Below are 20943 nucleotides of genomic sequence, written 5' to 3'. Positions count from 1 at the left end.
CCCACATCACCCTTTCTTTTTGAACAGTGACACCATCCATGAAGTGGCATCTTTCCCGTAAGTATTCCGGATTTCGTCAACCGCTTCATGAGCGATTATACGTCCCCCTCTTAGTACTACGATTTCATCGAGCAATGGTTCCACTTCTTTTATTTCATGTGTCGACATTAAAATGGTTTGGCGCTCAGTATCAGTGAAACGGATCAGGCCTTTCGCGATGTCATCACGCACCATCGGATCGAGGCCGGAGAAGGGTTCATCCAACAAATAGTAATCCGCTTCACGTCCAAGCGTCACCGCAATTTTGGCACGTCCCCGGTTCCCTTTGGACAAATGTTTTATTTTAGAATCGAGTGAAAGATTTAAAAATTGCGCAATCTCCTTCGCTTTCACCAAGTTAAAATCGGTGAACTGCGACTCGTAATATTCGATGAGTTGACCCACAGTGAAATACGGATAGAACAGGTCCGTGTCCGGCATATAAGCGATAGTCGATGCCACCCTTCGCTTAATGTGACTTCCGTTTAACACAGCACTTCCAGAATCAGGTGTCACTAATCCGGCAATCAGTTTCAACAGCGTTGTTTTTCCGCTTCCATTCTCTCCAACAAGCCCGATTATTTTTCCTTGCGGCAGGGAAAGTGTAAGACCGTCAAGCGCTTTTCGTCTGCCATACTTTTTCGATACATTTCTAAGCTCAATCATCTTTTCCACCCCTTTTCTGTAGGTGCTGCAGCATTTCTGAAGTCGTAAAACCAAGTGCTTCAACATTTTGAATGAATGACGCCACAAGCTGTTCCTTCATTTCATTACGAAGCATGGCTATTTTCACTTCATCTTCCGTGACGAAAGATCCTTGCCCTCTCTTCGTTTCGGTGATTTCCATTTGCTCCAGCTCCTTATAGACGCGCTGCATCGTATTGGCATTCACACCAGCTTCAATGGCATACTCACGAACAGACGGCAATTTCTCCCCTGGCTTCAACGTTCTTCGGATGATATCTCCCGTAATCAGGTCGATGAGCTGTTGGTAAATCGGTTTGTCTGGAAGAAAATTAATGCCCATTGTTACAACCTCACTTTCTTTTCGAATAACATGGACCCGAAAACGAAATAGAATACCGTCAGTAAAACGTATAATACAATACTGCCGATTGTTAAAATCGTTCCGCTTGGGACAATGTAATTGTTAAACATTAGTAGATTCATCTCCTGAATCGAGCCATACATTGGCCCCATATCCTTGACCGTTTGGAATGCCTCCGTGAACCAGACAAATCCCCATCCAATAATCCAAATGTTGACCAAGATAATGATGAAAACAATCGAGAACAAGCCTATCCGTGAACGAAACACCTGGTAAATCGACCAGAAGAAAAACACGAGTGCCATGCCATAGAGGGCGTTCAACATAATGACAGCGCCCACACTAAGCGATAAAAGCAGATTGTCTACAACGGACACCGTTCCACCGTCCGCGTAATAAGTAATTCCAGCAATCATTCCGCATAGTACGAGCGAACAGCCTACCGTCAAGCTAATTAGTAAAAACTTTGCACCCACCAGCTGCCATATCGATGCCGGAGAATGAAGCCAAATAGCCAGATGTCCCATTTCCTTTCCAAGACTATCAAACAGCAAAGTTACCGCCATAACCAAGTGGAGGATGAAACAAAGTCCAATCATCGGTTGGAGAGAAGCGAAAAGGTCCTCTGGCAATCCAAAAACCAGATGATCTACTCCCCAAAATAGGATTAGACTATTGATGAAAATATAGAAAACAAGTCTCCATCTCATCTGCACCCATTCTTTTAGCACTAACCCTCTCCATCTTTTCATAGGCCTTACAACCTCACTTTCTTCTCAAACAGAACAGCTGCTACGATGAAAAAAGCGACTGTACAAAAAACATTGAATAGAATTTCACCTGAGTAAAATAGTGTCTCCATATGCTCAATGTAAATGAACTCCACATTAAGTGACGGATTTTTGAGTTTCATGACATCAATAGGTCCAATCGACACCAGCTTCTGATAAAATTCCGAAAGGGTGAATAGACTATAGATTCGAGATGAAATGAAGATCAAAATGATAGTAGCCACTATTGAATATCCCTTTAAAAAAGGTTTCATCAGACGATCAATGACCCAGAAGAAAAATCCGACACTCATGAAAATGAACGAAACCGCAAAAACCAGTACGATGAAAATACTTCCAAAGAAAAACAAATCGTTGAATGTAATTGTTGCAGATTTGAATAATGCGTATTGTACCGCAAGAACGATTGTAGAAATTAGCAGTCCTACTGCGCCAATAAGGGATCCCAACAATGCTTTTGCGCCAACCAGTTTATAAATAGATGCTGTCGAATGAAGCCATACATCCGGACGCTTCATGTCCCTTTCCAGCATCGTAGACAATGCAATCACCGGAGCGAACGCACTTGCAATCGCCCATAGAAAACAGATAACAAGCGCGACTTCAAAAACATGTACTTCGGATCCCAAAAATCTGGTTATCAATAGCGGAAAAAAGGACATGACAAGGGTTCCGAACAATGCACTAACGAGTAACGCCCACTTCATCGTTATCCACTCTTTTTTCACTAACCCATTCCACTGCTTCATAAGCTTTCCTCCTTAATGTATTGGTGTATTAGTTACATAGTACACTATATGCAATATGGTGTAAAGATATTCGTTTGATTAATGAGTTAACTTCATAATTGAAGATTTTATATGAAATCCGAACAAGGTTGATTTACACTCCAGGCGGACGCTTTCCGCGGGCACGGCTTCAATCTCCTCGTCACTTCGTTCCTGCGGGGCTTTCCGCTCGCGCTGTTCCCGCAGGAGTCGCCGCCTTATGTTACAATCAACGGAACTCATCCATGCAAACGAATAATCGATTAAGAAATCTTGTTAATATTAGTTTTTGCAATTAAAATAAGAAACAATGAAATTGACTCTGATAGGAAAAATTGAATACTTTTACCGGTTTCAATAAGAGTTACTTATGTCTGGCAGTCCAAAATGAGGAATGGTGTGGCGGTTAAATGAGGGCTATACTGAAGGTATAACGTTCAAAGGAGTGATGAATCATGAGTTCGTTTCTAACAGGCATTGATCATATCCAAATTGCAGCGCCACCCGGTTCTGAGGATGCAGCTCGGACGTTTTATGGAGACCTTCTTGGCATGCAGAAAATCCCAAAACCAGAAAACTTGAAGGCACGCGGCGGTTGCTGGTTCCAGTGTGGTTCACAAGAAGTGCACATCGGCATTCAGCAAGACTTCATCCCAGCCAAAAAAGCGCACCCCGGTTTTACAGTGAATGCACTTGATCAGTTAAAATCGAGATTGGAAGAAGCTAGTTACATCATTAGCGAAGAGCCCCCAATTGAAGGCCGTTCTCGCTTTTTCACACATGATCCTTTTGGCAATCGGCTTGAATTCTTGGCTTTCGCATGAACCATGCAGCAGTTGTTCGAAAACTGCTGCATTATACGGCGGGATGCATTACCTGCATCCCGCTGCTTTAAAAGTAAAGGATTTTTTGTTTGCCATGACAGGCTGCCGAACTCTACTAATCCCCCGCGGACTAGCCGTCACGCTTCAATAATCTCCTTTTCCTGCACATCCAATCGTTCCAACTCATGGATCATTTCATCCCGCATTCTTGCAAGTCTGTCCTGTACTTTGCGAACGTCTTGTAACACAGCATTTAAATTGCTTTTCGCATCTGTAATGCGCGAATGAACCATCCAGTCTGAAAATATATTATCAAAAAACAGATCTGTGAATGTGAAAATATCCTTTTTATTTACTATGAATGATTCAGTCGCAGCATTCTGAACGTCCATCAATTCTGTTTCATAATGGCGAAGTGCACGTTGCGCGCGGTGGACGAGGTCGTCGGAACTGTTAATTTCGGAATACTTGAGCGCTGATACAATCAAACCGCCGCCCAGAAACGTGTCCCAAACCGACATACCTTCCGCTGATTCAAGCTTATCCAGCGCCGCATCCAGTGCAAGGCTAGCTTTTTGACCAGCGTCGCTTGCTTCGTTGATTTCGCGGCACAGCGAACGCACCCTTACCCGGTCATCTGCAATTTTTTGCAGTGTACTGTTTGCAACGGAATCATTGTGCCAAATCCATGTCTCCTTTTCCTTTATAAAATCTGCCCAGTCTTCATCTATATAAGAGAAAGTTGGATTTTTCATGTCTTCACGCAGTTTTTTGGCTTCCGCCTCTAAATCTATCATTACTTTTTCAGCCTCATTGTATTGCAATTCAGCCTCAGCAGCTTCTGAAATTTCCTTGTCCATTTTTTCATTCCATGTGCCCGTCCACTCACTAATTTTATTCATGAAAGAGAACTTCCCAAGTTTCACGACGTCACGCTGCTCTTTTGTCAGCTGTTCTCGAAATTTATCACGCATTCCAATTGCTTCTGATAGTTGCGACTCAGTCCCTTCCAACCGCCGTTTGATTCGATTGCGTTGCGTCCGTCTCATTGCCAGTTCCAATTGCCGTTCACGTAGATCTGTTCTCACCAAAACCACCCCTTTCTTTGTTATACGGAAATCTGAGGGGGAAGTTTCATTCTCACTTAATAAACTATCCACATGTTCATAAATAGTATTTTTTTACTATTACAACTTATCCACAACCAAGTACTTGATTTTAATCAATGTTTATCCACAATCAAAGGGATATGATAGAAGTGGAGGTGTACCTATTTTGAAGAAGCCACTAACAATTGCACTTACCCTTATACTTGTCCTCACCGCGTGCGGAAATGAATCTACCATTTCTACATTGTCTTACCCAGTACCTGACCAAGAGATGCATGCATCCGAGGAAGGTTTATCACTTACGCTTGAAGAAGATACTTACCTCGGATCACCATCTGTTATCAAGACGGTCGTACAAAATGCCACTTCATCCGACTATCAATTGGGTGAGTTTTATCATATAGAAGTAATTAAAGATGACCAGTGGTTTATCATTACGTATTCAGATGCTGTGTTCTTAAAGAATCCGTCCTTCAAAGACTATGGAAATGTATTGTCAGCCGGCAGCAAAGCACGCCAGACTTTTTCGGTCGATGCGCTCGGCGTGACGCTGATTCCAGGCGAATACCGTCTTGTGAAAACATTTTTATCGCTTGGTGAGCCGTTGTATGAGTTATCCGTCGCTGTACCATTTACTGTGAAATGAAAAATAGACCTGAACAAAGCAAATGAGCTCTGTTCAGGTCTACTTAATTTAGTTCCAGACTTCCTTCGCTACGTCTACAATGAATTTCAATTTCTCCCATTGTTGTTCTTCTGTCAATTTGTTGCCGTGATGCGTTGAAGCAAATCCGCATTGTGGGCTCAAGCACAGCTGTTCAAGTGGCACGTATTGCGCCGCTTCTTGAATGCGCGCGATAACCGCATCTTTGTCTTCTACTTCTCCATTTTTCGATGTAACAACACCCAGCACGACTTTTGCTCCACCATTTGGAACATGATCCAACGGTTTAAAGTCTCCTGAACGTTCGTCGTCATATTCCAAGAAGAAGCCATCCACTTTTTCTTTTGCAAGGAGCGTTGGCGCAATCAATGCATAGCTTCCTTCAAACGCCCACGTCGATTGGTAGTTCCCGCGGCATAAGTGAGTTGCTACGACTAAATCTTCTGGTTTATCTTCCAGCACACCATTAATGACACGCAGTGCCAAGTCAATTAGTTGTTCTCTTGAATAGGCTCCGTCATTGAATGGGATATTCGGTGCAGAGAGCCCGGCAATATAGACATCATCCAACTGCAAGTAGCGTACACCCGCTTCGTAAAATGCTTTCAAAGCATCTTTGTATGCTTGAATAACATCTTTTGCAAATTCTTCAACGTCAGGGTAAATGTCACTATTACGGATTCCAATATTAAAGAGTTGATTTGGGCTCGGAATCGTTTGTTTCACAACAGCACGGCCGCCAACGATTTCATTAAGCTCAACAAAGTCTTGAATGAATGGATGATTGGGGTTAAATGAAATCTTACCTGTGTTGCGAACGTCGTATTTTTCAGTTTCAACCCCGTCAAATGTGTAACCTTTCTCAGGCACATATCCTTCAATTCCATTCAAATGCTCCAAGAAGTCCAAATGCCACCATGTACGTCTAAATTCACCGTCTGTTACAAGTTCCAAGCCAACTTCAATTTGCTTATTAACCACCCGTTTAATTTCCTGTGTTTCTACTTCTCGTAATTGTTGTGCAGTAACTGTGCCTTCTTTGAAGTCTTTGCGCGCTTTATGCAAGTTATCCGGTCGTAGTAAACTTCCAACGTGATCCGCTCTGAATGGTGCTTTCGTTAGTGTTGTCGCTTGATTTGTCATAGTAAATTCCTTCTCTCTTTTTTTAGTGGATTTTGATTTTATTCGAACAGGACGCGAATGGGCGAACTCTTTTTCTTTTCTTTCGGCATTATCGCGTATGAGCGGGTTCTTTTCCTTTTCTTTCGGCAGTACCGCGTATGAGCGGGTTCTTTTCCTTTTCTTTCGGCAGTATCGCGTATGAGCGGGTTATTTTTCTTTTCTTACGACAGTTCCGCGTATGAGCGGGCTTTATTTATTTTCTAACGACAGTTCCGCGTATGAGCGGGTTATTTCCCTTCTCTATCGACAGTCGCGCGTATGAGCGGACTGGAAATCCGGATGCTTTTTCTGGCTTCGGAACGATGTTAAAAACGACTGAGTCTTTTGAGGGCACTTTATCTAAGTTTGTTGATAACTCAATTTAATTGGTGAATTTTTCAAAAACATAATAATTCTCCCTTCATTTTTTGAAGGTAACTTTGGTCTCCAGAAAGAACAAAAAACCCCTTCTAAATTTATAGAAGAGGTTTTGGCGAATTCGCTATTTGCTCTTCTCATCTCCAAGCAGTAAGCATTACACTTACGCTTCTGGAATTAGCACAGTACTTAAAAAGTCTGTTGCTGAGGTATCATCGGGCCAGTCCCTACACCTCTCTGGATAAGAAAGTTACGTATTTAGTTGTTAACCAGTACAATACAGGTCTTTAAATAGAATGTCAATACAGAATATACAAAAGATTTTAATTATGTCTTTTTCCTTAGACAAGTTAGGCAAACAAAAAAGCTAGGGTGTACAACTTTTCCTAGCTACTGTTTCCCCTCATAGTCTGCCATTATTTTCTTTCTCACATAACTTAAATGTGTATACATCTGCTTGAAGGACTCAAAAGGATCCCTTTTTTTCAACGCTTCATAGATTGCTAAGTGATGCTCAATCGTAATATCAGGCTCTCGATAGGTGATTAAGCTATCTGTTTTCTCGTGCGTGATGAGCAGTGAATCTATCATTCCTTCGACAACTGGATTATCGGCGCTTTGTGCAATCAATCTGTGGAATTCCTTATCCAAACGACCATAATTACTATCTGTATTTTCTTGAATACTATCAATTGTTTCTTTGATCTTTTCAAGTTGCTCATCCGATATCTTTTCGGCAGCAATCGTAACGAGCCCCAACTCTAACGCCATGCGCGCTTCGATGATTGCAGGAACATTGTTAATAGATAAGGCGAGCATTACCTTAAACGGATTACTTCCGACCCTATCATTTACAAACGTACCTCCGCGCGGCCTTCTTGTAATGATTTCCAAGGTCTCCAAAGAACTAAGCGCTTCCCGCAGAACAGGTCGGCTAACATCAAATTGTTCCATCAAATTCATTTCCGATGGCAATTTATCACCCGGGTTTAGCTGTCCGCTCATTAATAGCTGAACAATTTGTTCTAACACCTGTTGCGAGAGGGTGCTTCTACGGACATTGTCCACTTTATATTCTTTCATTTCATCCCTCCTTTTCTCAGGTTTTCAAGTACACTTTATACTTCAACCCGACTTTGATATCTCTCGTAGATTAGTTTTGCTGTTAGGATGTCAAAAATAGATACACCTACCGATTTAAAAACGGTTACTTTTTGCTTCGTCTCTTCATTTTCACCTTGTTGAACCAAGGTCCCCAGTTCAGGGATTGTCTCTTCGCTATGGCCAAACTTTCTTGCGTTAATCATTTCACCGCATTCGGAAAACGCTGCGTGCGTATCTACAAATAGATGATCTGCTTCTTTGATAATTGAGTCGGGAATCTCTTGCATGAATGATTTGAATGCACCTGAACCTGCGAAATGCTTTCCAGTCAAATCAACTTGCCCGTCGTAAGGAATAACCGGACTTGTTGATGTTGTCGTTGTAATAATAATTTGCGCCTCTTTTACAATGGTCGCAGGATCTGAACTATCAAATCGAATAGTTGGAAATTCCTTCTTCGCTTTCTCTATAAAGTTATCGAGTCTTTCCTTACTACGATTATACACTAAAACCCTCTGTACTAACCTTACAGCACAAGCCGCCTGCAAATGACTCCACCCTTGATCGCCAGTACCTATAATACCAATGGTCTCCGTTTCATTGGATGCCAAGTATTTCATACCCAATCCACTTACAGCACCAGTCCGCATAGCAGTTATCGTTCGTGCATCCATGATCACAAGTGGTTTCATCGTCTTCCTTTCATTCAACAGGAAGATACCCCTCAACGTTGCTTCATCGATTGCAGCATTGCCTGGAGCAATACCAATCAGCTTCGCCCCGTAATAATCTTCGTAAAAGGAAGGCATCAATAGAGCCGAGTTCTCGGCATCATTGATGAATAATCGTTCTGGAACAAATGATTTCTTCTCCCCGTCATTCACATAATAGTCTTCGATAGTATCGATTATCTCTTTCATCGAGATAAGACTTCTAATTTCTTGCTCGTCAATAAAATGCATGTTTATCCCCCTCAAACGAGAATAGAGACCAACGTTTTCCGCTGGTCTATCCTACATTTTTTTATATAGTAAAACTCTGTCGATTTGAAATCACCTTACTAAGCAAGGTCGTTTATTATCGAATTGCCATTCTGGAATTAAATACTGCATACCTATAGAATCATCACGAGCTCCAAGTTTTTGATCGATATAGAGTTTATTCGCCTTTTCAATCTGTTCCATATCAATTTCAACACCTAAGCCAGGCGCAGAGGGAACTTCAATTTTCCCATTTTTAATTTGAAGCGGTTCCTTCGTTAAATGTTGACCATCTTGCCAAATCCAATGCGTATCAATCGCCGTGATTTTTCCAGGTGCAGCTGCTGCAACATGTGTGAACATTGCAAGAGAGATATCGAAATGGTTATTTGAGTGCGAGCCCCACGTCAATCCCCAGTCATTACACATTTGCGCGACTCGAACTGAACCTTGCATCGTCCAGAAATGTGGATCTGCTAATGGAATATCAACAGCATTAAGCTGAATTGCGTGGCCCATCTGTCTCCAGTCCGTTGCAATCATATTGGTAGCTGTTGGAAGTCCTGTAGCACGGCGGAACTCAGCCATTGCTTCACGAGCCGAATATCCAGCTTCCGCTCCACATGGATCTTCAGCATAGGCAAGTACATCATGTTGGTTTTTACAAAGTCGAATTGCTTCCTCTAAAGACCAGGCACCGTTTGGATCCAGTGTAATTCTTGCTTCAGGGAAACGTTTTGCAAGCGCTGTCACCGCTGCCATCTCTTCATCTCCGGAAAGCACTCCGCCTTTTAGTTTAAAGTCATTAAAGCCATAGCGTTCATAGGCCGCCTCCGCAAGTGCAACAATCGATTCAGGCGTCAAAGCTTCTTCATGACGTAGTCTAAACCAATCATCTTTCGATTCCGTATCACTTAGATAAGGTAAATCCGTTTTGTTTCGATCACCTAGATAAAAAAGGTACCCAAGTATTTCTACACTATCGCGTTGCTGACCCTCACCAAGCAATTCAGCGACAGGTACATCTAGGAACTTCCCTAGTAAATCTAGTAAAGCTGCTTCAATAGCCGTAACAACATGAATTGTCGTTCGCAGATCAAATGTTTGCGAACCGCGTCCGCCTGCATCCCTAACTGCGAATTGCTGTCGAACTTTATTTAAAGTTGAGTTATATGTACCGATGGATTCACCAATTACGAATGGCTTTGAATCTTCTAACGTCTGGCGAATCGCCTCTCCACCCGGTACTTCTCCTATCCCTTTATTCCCATGATTATCTTCAAGAATGACAATATTCCTCGTAAAGTATGGGCTATGTGCACCACTCAGATTCAATAGCATACTGTCGTGGCCTGCAACAGGAATGACAGTCATTTTCGTAACTTGCGGAGTACCCGCTTTTTCCCCATCCGCATTAAAAGTAACTGTACTTTCCTTTTTTTCACCAATTAACATTCATAATTCCCCCCGACTACTATTTTCCCTACCCCTCATGCTTATCCTTCTTTTGAAAAGGAAGGAGTTAAGCTTTTTATCGCATAACTCCTTCTGATTCATCTTATTTTATAAATACTGTTTTGATTGACGTATAGAATTCTTTAGCTGCTTGCCCTTGTTCACGTGAATGGGAGCTAGATTGCTTCATGCCGCCGAAAGGAGCTTGCAGTTCAACCCCTGCGCTTTCCGCGTTGATGCGGACTAGACCAGCATCCATTTCATTGATGAATGAAAGCATATTACTAATTTTCGTCGTGAAAATGGATGCACTTAGTCCATATTCCGAGTCATTTGCCAATTCAAGTGCGTCTTCGATTGTCTCTACTTTCATAAGTGCAAGAACTGGGCCAAAAATTTCTTCTCGCGCAAGCGCCATGTCAGGCGATACATGTTCGAATACAGTCGGCTCAACAAAGTAACCATTCAAACCATCTTTCTTAACTTCGTTTCCACCTAGGAGCAATGTAGCCCCTTCTGCTTTTCCTTTTTCAATCGCAGATAGAACTGTATCCAACTGACCTTGACTTGCACTAGGCCCCATCCATGTTCCTGCATCCATGCCGTCCCCGACAGTGATTTCAGCCACTTTTTCAAGCAGTTTCCCTTTAAACGTTTCATAGACGTCTTGCTGAACGATGACTCGGCTCGTCGCTGTACATTTTTGGCCAGATGATTTTAATCCACCACTTATCGTTGCTTCGACTGCCAAATCAAGATCTGCATCGTTGGCAACGATTACAGGGTTTTTCCCACCCATTTCCAGTTGGTATTTAATGCCTCTATCAACAGCTGTCTGAGCCAGTGATTTCCCAACCGTATTTGACCCTGTAAACGTGATTGCGTCAATGTTTTTGTTACTTGCCATTTCTGGCCCGAGAAGTGAACCGGAACCTGTTACCATATTGACAACCCCTGCAGGAATTCCTGCATCATGCAAACACTCAATCACTTTTGCACATGTAATAGCCGTTTCACTCGCGGGTTTAATAACAACTGCATTTCCATAAATTAAGGCCGGAGACATTTTCCAAAGAGGGATTGCTACCGGGAAGTTCCAAGGAGTAATCACTCCAACAACGCCAAGCGGTACTCTCGTTGTAAACATTAGTGCTTCGCTGTCTGTCGATGGAATTACGTCACCAACCGGTCTCATCCCTTCACCGGCGTAGTAACGTAAAATGGCTACGCCGCGTGCAGTCTCACCTTTTGCTTCTGGGAATGTCTTACCCATTTCTTGTGTCATCGCAGTCGCGATATCGTCAATGCGCTCTTCCATAATAGAAGCAGCTTTCAACAAGTAGTCGCCTCGAACGTTTCCAGTAAGTTTGCGCCACGCTTTTTGAGCTTGCCGTGCGGAAGTCGCGGCATTGTCGAAATCATTACTTGAGGATAGTTGATAAGATCCTACAACTTCATCCTTACTAGCCGGATTTTTACTCACCCCTGTCTTCCCTGTTTCTGATGCGACCCATTCGCCGTTAATATAATTTAAATACGTTTTTGTTGTTACTTCAGTTGTAGTAGTCATAATTGCCTCCTATTGTACTGTCTCTGCATGAGCAGGATATTTCTTCAATGCATTTTCAATAATTACTTTGAGTTCTTCATAATGCCCTTCTTCAACAGGAGCGATTGGTGCCCTGACATTCGTTGTAATAGGAAGACCAACAATTTGCATGCCTGCTTTGATTAAAGAAACCGCGTATCCTTTCTTCTGTTTACGGATACGATGAATTGGGAATATCACGTTTTCATATATTTCATTCAACACTTCTTTGTTTCCACTTAGAAGCGCTTCATAATATTTCGCTGAAATATGTGGAATATAGTTTGAAATCGCTGATGAGTACGAAGTGAATCCAAGGTTCACATAGGCAGCCATCGTTACTTCTGCTAGAGGCATACCGTTGACCCACTCAAGACGGTCCCCGATTAGATGTGTAAACTCGACATTCTTCTCCATATTTCCAATACCATCTTTATACCCTACCAGTTGTGGCAGTTTGCATAACTTTTGAAGGGTTTCGGCTTCAAAAATGCAATTATCACGCTGATAAACAATCGCATTCAACTCCGTGCTTTTTATGATCTCGCTCAAATAATTGTATATACCATCCTGTGAAGGCTCGATCAGATACGGCGGTAAAATCAAGTACCCTTCCGCGCCAAGCTCTTCAGAAATCTTCGCCTGCTCCAACGCGTGCGTAATGTTTCCACCAACACCTGTATATAGTGGAACTCTGCCTTTTGTCTTTTCTACGGCAACTTCTACCATCGATCTGTATTCTTCGTTGCTGATAGCATGAAATTCACCTGCTCCGCACGCCACAAAAATGGAAGACAAACCCCCTTCGATTAAAAACTCGATATTCTTTCCTAATCCATGTAAATCCAATTTCCCTTCGGCATCCATTGGAGCGACTGGGAATCCTAAAATCCCTTTCGGAGCTTGCCTTTTCTTTGTTGTCATGTGAATTCCACCCTTCAATAATAGTTAATTAGTTTCTATATGTCTTATTGTAAGACAATTAAACTAATCTGTCAAACGATATTTTTATTTGTTCTGAAAACAGTGATTATGTTACTGGCGAAGGATTGAACAAAGCCAAGTCATTATGAACTCCCCATTTATATGCCCATGTTTTTTTCGTTCCGCTAGCAACTTCAAGAATGTCATTGAAAATTTCCCAACCAACTTCTTCAATCGTTCGATCAATAGTTTAAATGCTTATGCCTTCAATTCTACTCGCTTGATTTCACCTACAAGGAAAAGATAGCTAAGTATTGCAACAAGTGCATTGGCAGCAACAAATAGAAGTGCTCCATTAAATGATCCAGTTGTAGCAATAATTATACCGATAATAATAGGTGTCGTAATTCCGGCAACATTTCCAAATGTGTTGAATAAGCCACCGCTTATGCCTGACATCTCTTTTGGTGATGTGTCTGCCATGACCGCCCAGCCAAGTGCTCCAAATCCTTTACCGAAAAATGCAAGAGACATGACGAAAATAACTACCCATTGTGCATCCACAAAGTTTGCTGCTATTAAGCTCATTGACATAATCATCCCTAAAATTATAGGTGTTTTACGGGCAACCGTCAGCGAGAATCCTTTTTTCAGCAAGAAATCCGAGAAAATTCCTCCTAACAAACCGCCAATAAAACCGCAAATTGCCGGAAGCGAAGCGACAAAACCAACTTGAAGGATTGTCATGCCTCTTTCTTGTACCAGATAAATAGGAAACCAAGTTAGGAAAAAGTAGGTCAAAGTTGTAATACAATACTGTCCGAGATATATACCAAGTAACATACGGTTACCTAAAAGCTGCTTAACATTATTCCAACCTTCACCTTTTACTTTCTCTTTCTTCGTTACTTGTTGATCCATACTAGTTAAACCGCCGCCCTGTTCAATATAATCAAGCTCGGCTTGATTAACTCGCGGATGATCTTTCGGATTATAAAATACCTTCAACCATCCGAAGGCTGCGAGAATACCTAGTGCCCCCATAAAGTAGAAAACATATTCCCAGCCAAATGTGTACGTAATGTAGCCCATTATCGGGGCAAAAAGGACAGTTGCAAAATATTGCGCTGAATTGAATGTGGCAGCAGCGGTTCCACGTTCATGACTTGGAAACCAGGAAGCAACAATTCGGCTGTTGGCCGGAAAAGAAGGTGCCTCTGCCAAGCCGACTAAAAAACGTAGTCCAAATAAAATAATGACAGCGGTACCTGCGGATCCGAATGTGCCAAGAAATCCTTGCAACAATGTAAATCCTGACCATAAGAAAATACTCCAGAAATATACTTTCTTCGATCCAAAGCGGTCAAGCAGCCACCCTCCTGGAATTTGACCAGCCACATATGACCACGCAAATGCTGAAAATATTAAACCCATCATAACTGAATTTAGTCCCAGGTCTCGCGACATATCTGTTCCTGCAATAGACAAGGTAGCTCGATCCGCATAATTTATAGCTGTGACTAAAAAGAGAATCATAACCGTAAACCAACGAACGTTTGTCTTTTTTTGTTTATTAATAATCGGTGGCTTAATTTCGTTATTGTTAATTGACATATTTGGAGCTTCCCCTTGAACCTTTTCTTGAACCTTCTCTTGAACGCTTACCATGTGCTCACTTCCCCTAAATTCATATTTTATCGTTAGACTTGAAACCACTGATAACCCTATCTTCAAACCACCCTTAACATCCATATACAAATAAAATAGGGCTTCACTTTTATAAAGGAAGAAAAGTTATTCAACTAAATAATCTAACTACAGATAGCCAGCTCGATGAAACCGCTTACACTTTATGCATAAAGCTTTAAAAATTTCCACTGCACTACTGAATCAATACCTCCCTTTTTAAAAATGGTAATCTATTACTTTTTGCTTGTATGTATTATTGTAAGACAATAATAATAGTTAGTCAATTCCAAATTGGGCGTATTAAGAATTTTATCAAAAACACCACTAAATAACTACTTATATTGGGTAACCAATTGGACTTTGTGTATCAATCGAACCTCCCTCGCAAGAGAGTAATCATTCCCTTCCCGCCTAGCTGCTTCATTTATTACATACACCCTTCGGCAAAATTGGACCTCGTTATGTTCGGAAAACATACTCAACCTGCCGTGCCTTGTATGTGGTTGTGTTCCTTAAATTAGAGACCTGCCGCTCGGATCTCACACCCTATATCACCGCGACCTTGTCGGACAAACCAAAAAGGTGAACCCCATTAAATAAGGGTTCACCTTTTAAACTAATTCTACAATTATTATTCAGTGTTGCATCTCACTCCGTAATTTCCGGTGTTCACGGCGTGCGGGACCTGTTTCAGATAGGCTCTTTCAGCTTCTGTTTCGGGATATATTTTCGGAACAGCTGAGATGATTTGTATGCGGCGGCAATACCAGTTTCGATTGGATTATGTGGGACTGGGGAATGAGCCTTTTTTCCTACACTCCCATTTACAATGTAGAAATATGTGGTAAATATATCCGTTTCAAAGGTCGATGACCGGTATTTCCGGCTTTCTTAGAAGGAAATTGTGAGTAAACAACGTAAATGTGAAACTTGACAACACTAACAGAAAACTGGGCAGCTCTTTCCCTGCGTCGCACAATTCTTCAATGAAACCCACAGTCCAATTGGATACCTCCCAACCGGAGTGTCCCCTCAAACCATTGACGCCAAAAGCGCATAAACCCGTTTCATCTCTTCTTGCATCATCCACTGATCAACCGCGAGCCATCTGCAATGAATCGCGTTCCCTTCGAGCCTTGTCATACCGGCATTTAAGCCTTCTTCTACCCGTAGTGTTTCCTGTAATGCACGGATATCAATGTCCTTTGCTTTAGGAGATACTAGCCAGATTGAGCCAACATACATTGCGTCTACCAGTACACCAATACCAGTTAAGTCAACTTCTTTCGGTGAAAAATGCAGTGAATCAAAGGCGATCAGTTCGTCTTCAACGAAAATCATAAAGTTTGATTTCAATGATTCATAGTCAAAAATTTCACCGCGCTTTTCGCGACCCGGAGCGAGGATTTCTCCCCATAATACCGTTGAATCAGCGGCTAGCCTAAGTGTCGTGTCGACTTGGAACTTCGCATCGGCGAATGGAATAATGACTTCAGGCATCCATTCCAGACGCGCTCGTTCGGCGAGCTGTACATCGATTGTCAACACACAAGTATCCCCTGTATGGGACGGATAGATTTTCAAAGCTGACTGCTGAATCAGCCTCGCGCTGCTGTCTGGTGCAATTTTTACCGTAATGTCATTTCGATCCCCTGCAACCATCCCGCCAGACGATTCCATTATGTAAACCGTCGCTGTCGGGTCTTTCCCTTCGTAAAGTTCGCGGCTTGCCTTCAAAGGAGGCTGCTGGTAAACATGAGGCATCCGTGTATAGCCCCTTCTAAACTCGAACTCTACATCTAGTTTTCCGTGATGGATGGAGCGGGTCGGATTAAGCATTTGAACCAGCGGATTCCGCGCCTTCCAACAGCATATTGTGCTTAATCCAAGCAACGACCTTGTCTACATTTTTCTGTGTTCGCACATCCGTGAAAATGTACGGACGTCCGTTGCGCATTTTTTTCGTATCGCTATCCATCAGATCAAGATCGACCCCGACGTACGGAGCAAGATCCGTTTTGTTGATCAACAAAAGATCAGAACGCGTTAAAGCAGGTCCGCCTTTTCTCGGAATATCCTGGCCTTCTGCAACGTCAATTACATAGATATAGCCGTCGACAAGTTCTGGGCTAAATGTAGCAGATAGATTATCGCCGCCACTTTCCACAAATATAATATCAAGATCTTCAAAGCGAGATTTCAGCTCATCGATTGCCGCAAAGTTCATGGAAGCATCTTCACGGATTGCCGTATGCGGGCAACCTCCTGTTTCAACGCCCAAAATACGGTCTTCTTCAAGTACCCCGCTATTGATTAAAAACTGTGCGTCTTCACGTGTGTAAATATCGTTCGTAATGACAGCCATATTATAATCGTTATGCATTGCACGTGTCAGTTGGTCAACGAGCGACGTTTTGCCCGATCCAACCGGTCCACCGATGCCTATACGTACTGGTTTCATAAAAAAACTCCTCCCAAAAAAATCAAGAAATAAACATCCTCGAGAATAAATATTCATGCTTCATTGAAGCTAGTTCGATGCCTAGCGCATTGTTGCTTATATCATCAATCGTCAGTGTCGACACCAATTCAGCCGCTTCCGTCACAGGACCAATCAGCCCGTAGGTCGTCTGGACACCGGCAGTTTGTCCGAATGGTACTGCCCGGACTGCATTTTGGACGAGTCCGTTAAGCGATGCGAATAAATAGGTCATGACGGCATGTTGCGCACTGACGCCTGTTGTTGCACTGTAAATGCCATATAAAATGGCATAATGCCCTTTAATCTCTTTCGAATCAATGCGGTCTTTCCATTCAGCCAGGAACTTGTCCGTTCCGAGCGGAGCCACCGTTTTAATAAACTGTCTGCCAAGATTAATACTCGCATCACGTGATTCCTTCGCAAGCTTCATGGCCCCGCATAATTGCTCCAAATAAAGAAGTTGCTCAACATCCTTTTCCTCTGCTGCTGCATACGCTTCTTTGATCAAGATTGCATCACCGCGAACCAGGTTATGAAATAGAAACGATGTACAATAAGCGATTAAATCCTCTTTCGTCCGGATTAAATCCTCTTGTATATACGTTTCCATGCCATAGGTCTGCGTGTAGGATCCGATTGGAAAAGCAGAGTCATGGATTTGGAATAACCGTAAAAGTGCAGAATCAGTGAGAGTGTCCGCGGTATTTGAAGGGCTGTTTGAATCTTCTTTCCGTTGTTTCATAGGAAACACCTACTTCATCTAGCAACTTATTTAACGTATGGTCTGCACGCACGATAATTTCGTTTTCATCAATTAAACAAGGGGTATGACGGTTGCCGAGTTCGAATGCGGCTTTACCCATTTCCGTCATATCTTTCGGGCTGATAACAATGACCGGCTCCATTTTCGTCCGGATTGCAATGCGGCGCTCAGCATCTTCAAAAAGGAGGTCGCCGTATTGAAGCGGTTCTTCCTGATTAAGTTTTAGTGCGATATCTGTCCCATGATCGGTTTCTGTACGGAGTATGCGCTTGCTCAACTCTTCCCAGTCAAGTTCAACCCATTCCGTTTTTTTACCGGCAATTTCTTCTTCTCTACCCACGTTGCCGATTAACTTTTCAATTAACACTTTACATCCTCCTTTAAAATTCAATCACGCCTCGGTGTGATTGCGTTCGGGTTTTGAACCCCGTTAAATGAAGTTAAAATAGGAAATAGCGCTGTGCCATCGGGAGAACGCTTACAGGTTCACACGTAGCCAAAACACCGTCAATTTTCACTTCATATGTTTCCGGATTGACGTCAATTTCAGGCGTTTCACTATTATGCTTCATATCTGCTTTGCTAATAGAACGGCAGTTTTTCACCGTACCGATCATTCGTTTCAAACCAAGTTGTTCCGGCAGTCCCTCTTCCACGGCAATTTTAGGTAGGAAAGTCATTCCCGCGTTTTGCGGACCCTGACCTTGAAAACCGTACATACGGCGCCCCATCATAGGTTGTGGTGTAGGAATGGATGCGTTCGGATCTCCCGTCATTGCGTAAACAGCGATTCCACCTTTAATAACAACCTCTGCTTTCACCCCAAAAAATGCTGGATCCCAGAGGATAATATCCGCCAGTTTTCCTTCTTCAAGCGAACCGACTTCATGACTAATTCCGTGGGCAATCGCCGGGTTAATGTTCAACTTTGAAATATAACGCTTTACACGGTGGTTATCATTATCTTTTCCTTCATCTTGAGGGAGAGGTCCGCGCTGCTGTTTCATTTTATTCGCCGTTTGAAATGTTCGGATTGTCACTTCTCCAACACGGCCCATAGCCTGTGAGTCGGATGACATAATGCTAAGAATACCCATGTCCTGCATGATGTCCTCCGCGGCAATCGTCTCGGGACGAATACGCGAATCTGCGAATGCTACATCTTCTGGCACATCATGTTTCAAATGGTGACAAACCATCAGCATGTCCAAGTGTTCATCGATTGTATTCGTTGTAAATGGTTTTGTCGGATTTGTTGACGCAGGCAAGATGTTCGGCAATGCAGCCATCTTAAGCTGATCGGGTGCATGCCCGCCGCCTGCTCCTTCTGTATGGAAAACGTGGATGACGCGCCCCGCAATCGCATCGATCGTATCTTCAACGAAGCCCGCTTCATTGAGGGTATCAGAGTGAAGTGCAACTTGGATGTCATAGTCGTCTGCAACCATTAAACTCTGATCCAGCGCGGATGGTGTCGCACCCCAATCTTCATGGATTTTCAGGCCAATTGCACCCGCAAGGATCTGTTCTACCAAAGGTTCGTGCGTCGATGCACTACCCTTTCCAAGCAAACCGACATTGACGGGTAAACCTTCAACCGCTTGCAACATCCTGTGAAGATGCCACTTTCCTGGCGTCACACTAGTTGCTTTTGAGCCGGCTGCAGGACCTGTTCCTCCACCAATGAATGTTGTTGTCCCAGCATTAAGTGCAGTATCTACCTGTTGAGGACTGATAAAGTGAATATGTGTGTCAATCGCCCCAGCTGTTGCAATCAAGCCTTCGCCTGCATAAACTTCAGTTCCAACACCGATAATCATGTCCTGATCCACGCCATCCATTGTATGTGGATTCCCTGCTTTTCCGACGCCGACAATACGCCCGTTTTTCATGCCAATATCCGCTTTCACTATACCTGTGTAATCAATAATCATGACGTTTGTTATCACAGAATCAAGAACACCTTCATCAGATGTATTTTTACCATTTTGACCCATTGAAACTCGTAATGACTTTCCGCCTCCAAAAATACCTTCGTCGCCGTATGTTGTATAATCCTTTTCAATTTCAATCCATAGATCCGTATCAGCAAGACGTACTTTATCGCCTACCGTCGGACCGTACATTTTTGCATATTGCTCGTGCGTTAACTTCAATGACCTTCAGCTCCTTTATAACCGCCTTCGGATGCCTTCTCTATAATTTCATCCTTATTATGCGTAGAACCTTCCGTCAATTTATTCAAACCGAATACTTGACGTTTGCCTCCGAATTCAACCAGATCTACTTTTTTTTCTTCACCCGGTTCAAATCGAACCGCAGTGCCTGAGGGTATATTTAAATGCATACCGACTGCCTGTTGACGATCAAACTCTAAAAATTTATTTACTTCGATGAAATGGAAATGGGAACCGACTTGAATCGGCCGGTCACCTGTATTCGCAACTCGAACTGTTGACACATCTCGCCCAAAGTTAATTTCGATCAAACCTTCTGACGGTCTAATTTCTCCTGGTTTCATATGAATTTCCTCCTCTCATTGAATTGGATTATGGACAGTTACAAGTTTCGTACCATCCGGGAATGTACACTCAATCTGCACATCGCTAATCATATCGCCGACACCTTCCATTACATCCTCAACCCTAAGTACATGCTTTCCTTCGCTCATCAACTGTGCAACCGTTTTACCGTCACGTGCACCTTCCATGATGTAATGGCATATAAGCGCCATCGACTCCGGATAATTTAACTTTACTCCTCGCGCTTTACGTTTAAGTGCAAGTTCTCCAGCTACGTGAAGAAGTAATTTTTCCTGTTCAACTGGCGATAATTTCATTTAAAAGCACCTCTTTTCCGAATGTTAAAAAGTGAATAATTAGATGATTCAGTTAAATTTGAGTGGTATTATTTAACTTTTTTGTTTCAGTTTTTTTGTTTTAGTTTTAGTTTTGCATGAATATGCGCTTGGACAAGGTCCTGGTTATTTGAATCCATTGAAATGGATTTATGGGGATAATTCGGGGGATATACTAACTAATTTATTATAAAGTATTGAATTACTTTTAACAACGTTTACACCTTCGAAATAGTATAGGTATCATCTTTGCTGGAGTGTACACTATTAATAGAGCTTTAATTCAGAGTGTACATTTTAGATCGCTTGGCGCTTTGGGG

At 42.6% G+C, this 20943-nt stretch carries 21 protein-coding genes and 1 riboswitch; of the genes, 2 read left to right on the top strand and 19 right to left on the bottom strand.

Annotation, left to right across the window (positions count from 1 at the left end; genetic code table 11):
* Nucleotides 1-6 precede the first annotated feature (6 nt).
* Genes AC25Y5_RS14835 through AC25Y5_RS14820 form a run of 4 tightly spaced genes read right to left on the bottom strand, consistent with a single transcriptional unit; the run spans nucleotide 7 to nucleotide 2627 of the window.
* The gene (locus AC25Y5_RS14835; protein WP_488140969.1) at nucleotides 7-705 is read right to left on the bottom strand and encodes an ABC transporter ATP-binding protein; all 699 of its coding nucleotides are present in this window, start codon (nucleotides 703-705) and stop codon (nucleotides 7-9) included.
* Nucleotides 698-1066, bottom strand: a complete 369-nt coding sequence (locus tag AC25Y5_RS14830; RefSeq protein WP_488140968.1) for a GntR family transcriptional regulator — start codon at nucleotides 1064-1066, stop codon at nucleotides 698-700. Before AC25Y5_RS14830 ends, AC25Y5_RS14835 begins: the two co-directional genes overlap by 8 nt.
* Nucleotides 1067-1068: 2 nt before the next feature.
* A complete protein-coding gene (locus AC25Y5_RS14825; RefSeq protein ID WP_488140967.1) occupies nucleotides 1069-1839 on the bottom strand; it encodes a hypothetical protein in 771 nt (256 codons plus the stop codon).
* 5 nt (nucleotides 1840-1844) lie between these two features.
* Entirely contained in the window at nucleotides 1845-2627 is a 783-nt protein-coding gene (locus tag AC25Y5_RS14820; RefSeq protein WP_488140966.1) for a hypothetical protein, read from the bottom strand.
* A 473-nt stretch (nucleotides 2628-3100) separates the two neighbouring features.
* Here AC25Y5_RS14820 and AC25Y5_RS14815 point away from each other — a divergent pair, with 473 nt between their 5' ends.
* Nucleotides 3101-3469: a VOC family protein gene (locus AC25Y5_RS14815; RefSeq protein ID WP_488140965.1), complete on the top strand. Its 369-nt coding sequence runs from the start codon at nucleotides 3101-3103 to the stop codon at nucleotides 3467-3469.
* 137 nt (nucleotides 3470-3606) lie between these two features.
* Here the strand turns inward: AC25Y5_RS14815 and AC25Y5_RS14810 are convergent, their stop codons facing one another.
* A complete protein-coding gene (locus tag AC25Y5_RS14810) occupies nucleotides 3607-4557 on the bottom strand; it encodes a hypothetical protein (RefSeq protein ID WP_488140964.1) in 951 nt (316 codons plus the stop codon).
* A gap of 187 nt (nucleotides 4558-4744) precedes the next feature.
* Between AC25Y5_RS14810 and AC25Y5_RS14805 the strand changes: the two genes are divergently transcribed.
* A complete protein-coding gene (locus AC25Y5_RS14805) occupies nucleotides 4745-5224 on the top strand; it encodes an immunoglobulin-like domain-containing protein (protein WP_488140963.1) in 480 nt (159 codons plus the stop codon).
* Nucleotides 5225-5272: 48 nt separating this feature from the next.
* On the opposite strand, the gene AC25Y5_RS14800 is transcribed toward AC25Y5_RS14805, so the two are convergent.
* The 14 genes from AC25Y5_RS14800 to ureA all read right to left on the bottom strand — a co-directional run bounded on the left by AC25Y5_RS14800 (nucleotide 5273) and on the right by ureA (nucleotide 20605).
* Nucleotides 5273-6385, bottom strand: a complete 1113-nt coding sequence (locus AC25Y5_RS14800) for a 5-methyltetrahydropteroyltriglutamate--homocysteine S-methyltransferase (protein WP_488140962.1) — start codon at nucleotides 6383-6385, stop codon at nucleotides 5273-5275.
* A gap of 530 nt (nucleotides 6386-6915) precedes the next feature.
* A riboswitch (SAM riboswitch) is annotated at nucleotides 6916-7029 on the bottom strand.
* 142 nt (nucleotides 7030-7171) lie between these two features.
* A complete protein-coding gene (locus AC25Y5_RS14795) occupies nucleotides 7172-7864 on the bottom strand; it encodes a FadR/GntR family transcriptional regulator (RefSeq protein WP_482104881.1) in 693 nt (230 codons plus the stop codon).
* Between the two features lie 35 nt (nucleotides 7865-7899).
* Nucleotides 7900-8847: an ornithine cyclodeaminase family protein gene (locus AC25Y5_RS14790; RefSeq protein ID WP_488140961.1), complete on the bottom strand. Its 948-nt coding sequence runs from the start codon at nucleotides 8845-8847 to the stop codon at nucleotides 7900-7902.
* Nucleotides 8848-8937: 90 nt separating this feature from the next.
* Nucleotides 8938-10320 (bottom strand): glucarate dehydratase, encoded by a 1383-nt coding sequence (gene gudD, locus AC25Y5_RS14785; RefSeq protein WP_488140960.1) that lies wholly within the window; start codon nucleotides 10318-10320, stop codon nucleotides 8938-8940.
* 103 nt (nucleotides 10321-10423) lie between these two features.
* Nucleotides 10424-11890 carry an alpha-ketoglutaric semialdehyde dehydrogenase GucD gene (gucD, locus tag AC25Y5_RS14780; RefSeq protein ID WP_482104884.1) on the bottom strand — a complete coding sequence of 489 codons (1467 nt, stop codon included), beginning with the start codon at nucleotides 11888-11890 and terminating at the stop codon, nucleotides 10424-10426.
* Between the two features lie 9 nt (nucleotides 11891-11899).
* Nucleotides 11900-12832: a 5-dehydro-4-deoxyglucarate dehydratase gene (gene kdgD, locus AC25Y5_RS14775; RefSeq protein ID WP_488140959.1), complete on the bottom strand. Its 933-nt coding sequence runs from the start codon at nucleotides 12830-12832 to the stop codon at nucleotides 11900-11902.
* Between the two features lie 258 nt (nucleotides 12833-13090).
* Complete coding sequence (locus tag AC25Y5_RS14770; RefSeq protein WP_482104935.1) at nucleotides 13091-14446, bottom strand: MFS transporter; 1356 nt, start codon at nucleotides 14444-14446, stop codon at nucleotides 13091-13093.
* Nucleotides 14447-15553: 1107 nt separating this feature from the next.
* Nucleotides 15554-16360, bottom strand: coding sequence for an urease accessory protein UreD (locus AC25Y5_RS14765; RefSeq protein ID WP_488140958.1), 807 nt, complete (start codon nucleotides 16358-16360; stop codon nucleotides 15554-15556).
* A complete protein-coding gene (gene ureG, locus AC25Y5_RS14760; RefSeq protein WP_488140957.1) occupies nucleotides 16353-16982 on the bottom strand; it encodes an urease accessory protein UreG in 630 nt (209 codons plus the stop codon). The genes AC25Y5_RS14765 and ureG overlap by 8 nt, the downstream gene beginning before the upstream one ends.
* A 22-nt stretch (nucleotides 16983-17004) precedes the next feature.
* Nucleotides 17005-17745 carry an urease accessory protein UreF gene (locus tag AC25Y5_RS14755; RefSeq protein WP_488140956.1) on the bottom strand — a complete coding sequence of 247 codons (741 nt, stop codon included), beginning with the start codon at nucleotides 17743-17745 and terminating at the stop codon, nucleotides 17005-17007.
* The gene (locus tag AC25Y5_RS14750) at nucleotides 17687-18133 is read right to left on the bottom strand and encodes an urease accessory protein UreE (protein ID WP_482102692.1); all 447 of its coding nucleotides are present in this window, start codon (nucleotides 18131-18133) and stop codon (nucleotides 17687-17689) included. The genes AC25Y5_RS14755 and AC25Y5_RS14750 overlap by 59 nt, the downstream gene beginning before the upstream one ends.
* A gap of 73 nt (nucleotides 18134-18206) precedes the next feature.
* Nucleotides 18207-19922, bottom strand: coding sequence for an urease subunit alpha (gene ureC / locus AC25Y5_RS14745; RefSeq protein ID WP_488140955.1), 1716 nt, complete (start codon nucleotides 19920-19922; stop codon nucleotides 18207-18209).
* The gene (locus tag AC25Y5_RS14740; RefSeq protein ID WP_488140954.1) at nucleotides 19919-20287 is read right to left on the bottom strand and encodes an urease subunit beta; all 369 of its coding nucleotides are present in this window, start codon (nucleotides 20285-20287) and stop codon (nucleotides 19919-19921) included. Before AC25Y5_RS14740 ends, ureC begins: the two co-directional genes overlap by 4 nt.
* 15 nt (nucleotides 20288-20302) lie before the next feature.
* Complete coding sequence (ureA, locus tag AC25Y5_RS14735) at nucleotides 20303-20605, bottom strand: urease subunit gamma (RefSeq protein WP_482102689.1); 303 nt, start codon at nucleotides 20603-20605, stop codon at nucleotides 20303-20305.
* Nucleotides 20606-20943: the final 338 nt, after the last annotated feature.

The organism is Sporosarcina sp. Y1011 (assembly GCF_057669885.1).
The sequence above is the reverse complement of the archived record's forward strand: the minus strand, read 5'-3'. Positions and strand labels throughout refer to the sequence as shown.

Excerpts from the sequence above, each read along its gene's own strand:
- AC25Y5_RS14835 (WP_488140969.1), bottom strand. The coding sequence starts at position 705 with ATGATTGAGCTTAGAAATGTATCGAAAAAGTATGGCAGACGAAAAGCG.
- AC25Y5_RS14830 (WP_488140968.1), bottom strand. The coding sequence starts at position 1,066 with ATGGGCATTAATTTTCTTCCAGACAAACCGATTTACCAACAGCTCATC.
- AC25Y5_RS14825 (WP_488140967.1), bottom strand. The coding sequence starts at position 1,839 with ATGAAAAGATGGAGAGGGTTAGTGCTAAAAGAATGGGTGCAGATGAGA.
- AC25Y5_RS14820 (WP_488140966.1), bottom strand. The coding sequence starts at position 2,627 with ATGAAGCAGTGGAATGGGTTAGTGAAAAAAGAGTGGATAACGATGAAG.
- AC25Y5_RS14815 (WP_488140965.1), top strand. The coding sequence starts at position 3,101 with ATGAGTTCGTTTCTAACAGGCATTGATCATATCCAAATTGCAGCGCCA.
- AC25Y5_RS14800 (WP_488140962.1), bottom strand. The coding sequence starts at position 6,385 with ATGACAAATCAAGCGACAACACTAACGAAAGCACCATTCAGAGCGGAT.
- AC25Y5_RS14795 (WP_482104881.1), bottom strand. The coding sequence starts at position 7,864 with ATGAAAGAATATAAAGTGGACAATGTCCGTAGAAGCACCCTCTCGCAA.
- AC25Y5_RS14790 (WP_488140961.1), bottom strand. The coding sequence starts at position 8,847 with ATGCATTTTATTGACGAGCAAGAAATTAGAAGTCTTATCTCGATGAAA.
- gudD (WP_488140960.1), bottom strand. The coding sequence starts at position 10,320 with ATGTTAATTGGTGAAAAAAAGGAAAGTACAGTTACTTTTAATGCGGAT.
- gucD (WP_482104884.1), bottom strand. The coding sequence starts at position 11,890 with ATGACTACTACAACTGAAGTAACAACAAAAACGTATTTAAATTATATT.
- kdgD (WP_488140959.1), bottom strand. The coding sequence starts at position 12,832 with ATGACAACAAAGAAAAGGCAAGCTCCGAAAGGGATTTTAGGATTCCCA.
- AC25Y5_RS14770 (WP_482104935.1), bottom strand. The coding sequence starts at position 14,446 with ATGTCAATTAACAATAACGAAATTAAGCCACCGATTATTAATAAACAA.
- AC25Y5_RS14765 (WP_488140958.1), bottom strand. The coding sequence starts at position 16,360 with ATGCTTAATCCGACCCGCTCCATCCATCACGGAAAACTAGATGTAGAG.
- ureG (WP_488140957.1), bottom strand. The coding sequence starts at position 16,982 with ATGAAACCAGTACGTATAGGCATCGGTGGACCGGTTGGATCGGGCAAA.
- AC25Y5_RS14755 (WP_488140956.1), bottom strand. The coding sequence starts at position 17,745 with ATGAAACAACGGAAAGAAGATTCAAACAGCCCTTCAAATACCGCGGAC.
- AC25Y5_RS14740 (WP_488140954.1), bottom strand. The coding sequence starts at position 20,287 with ATGAAACCAGGAGAAATTAGACCGTCAGAAGGTTTGATCGAAATTAAC.
- ureA (WP_482102689.1), bottom strand. The coding sequence starts at position 20,605 with ATGAAATTATCGCCAGTTGAACAGGAAAAATTACTTCTTCACGTAGCT.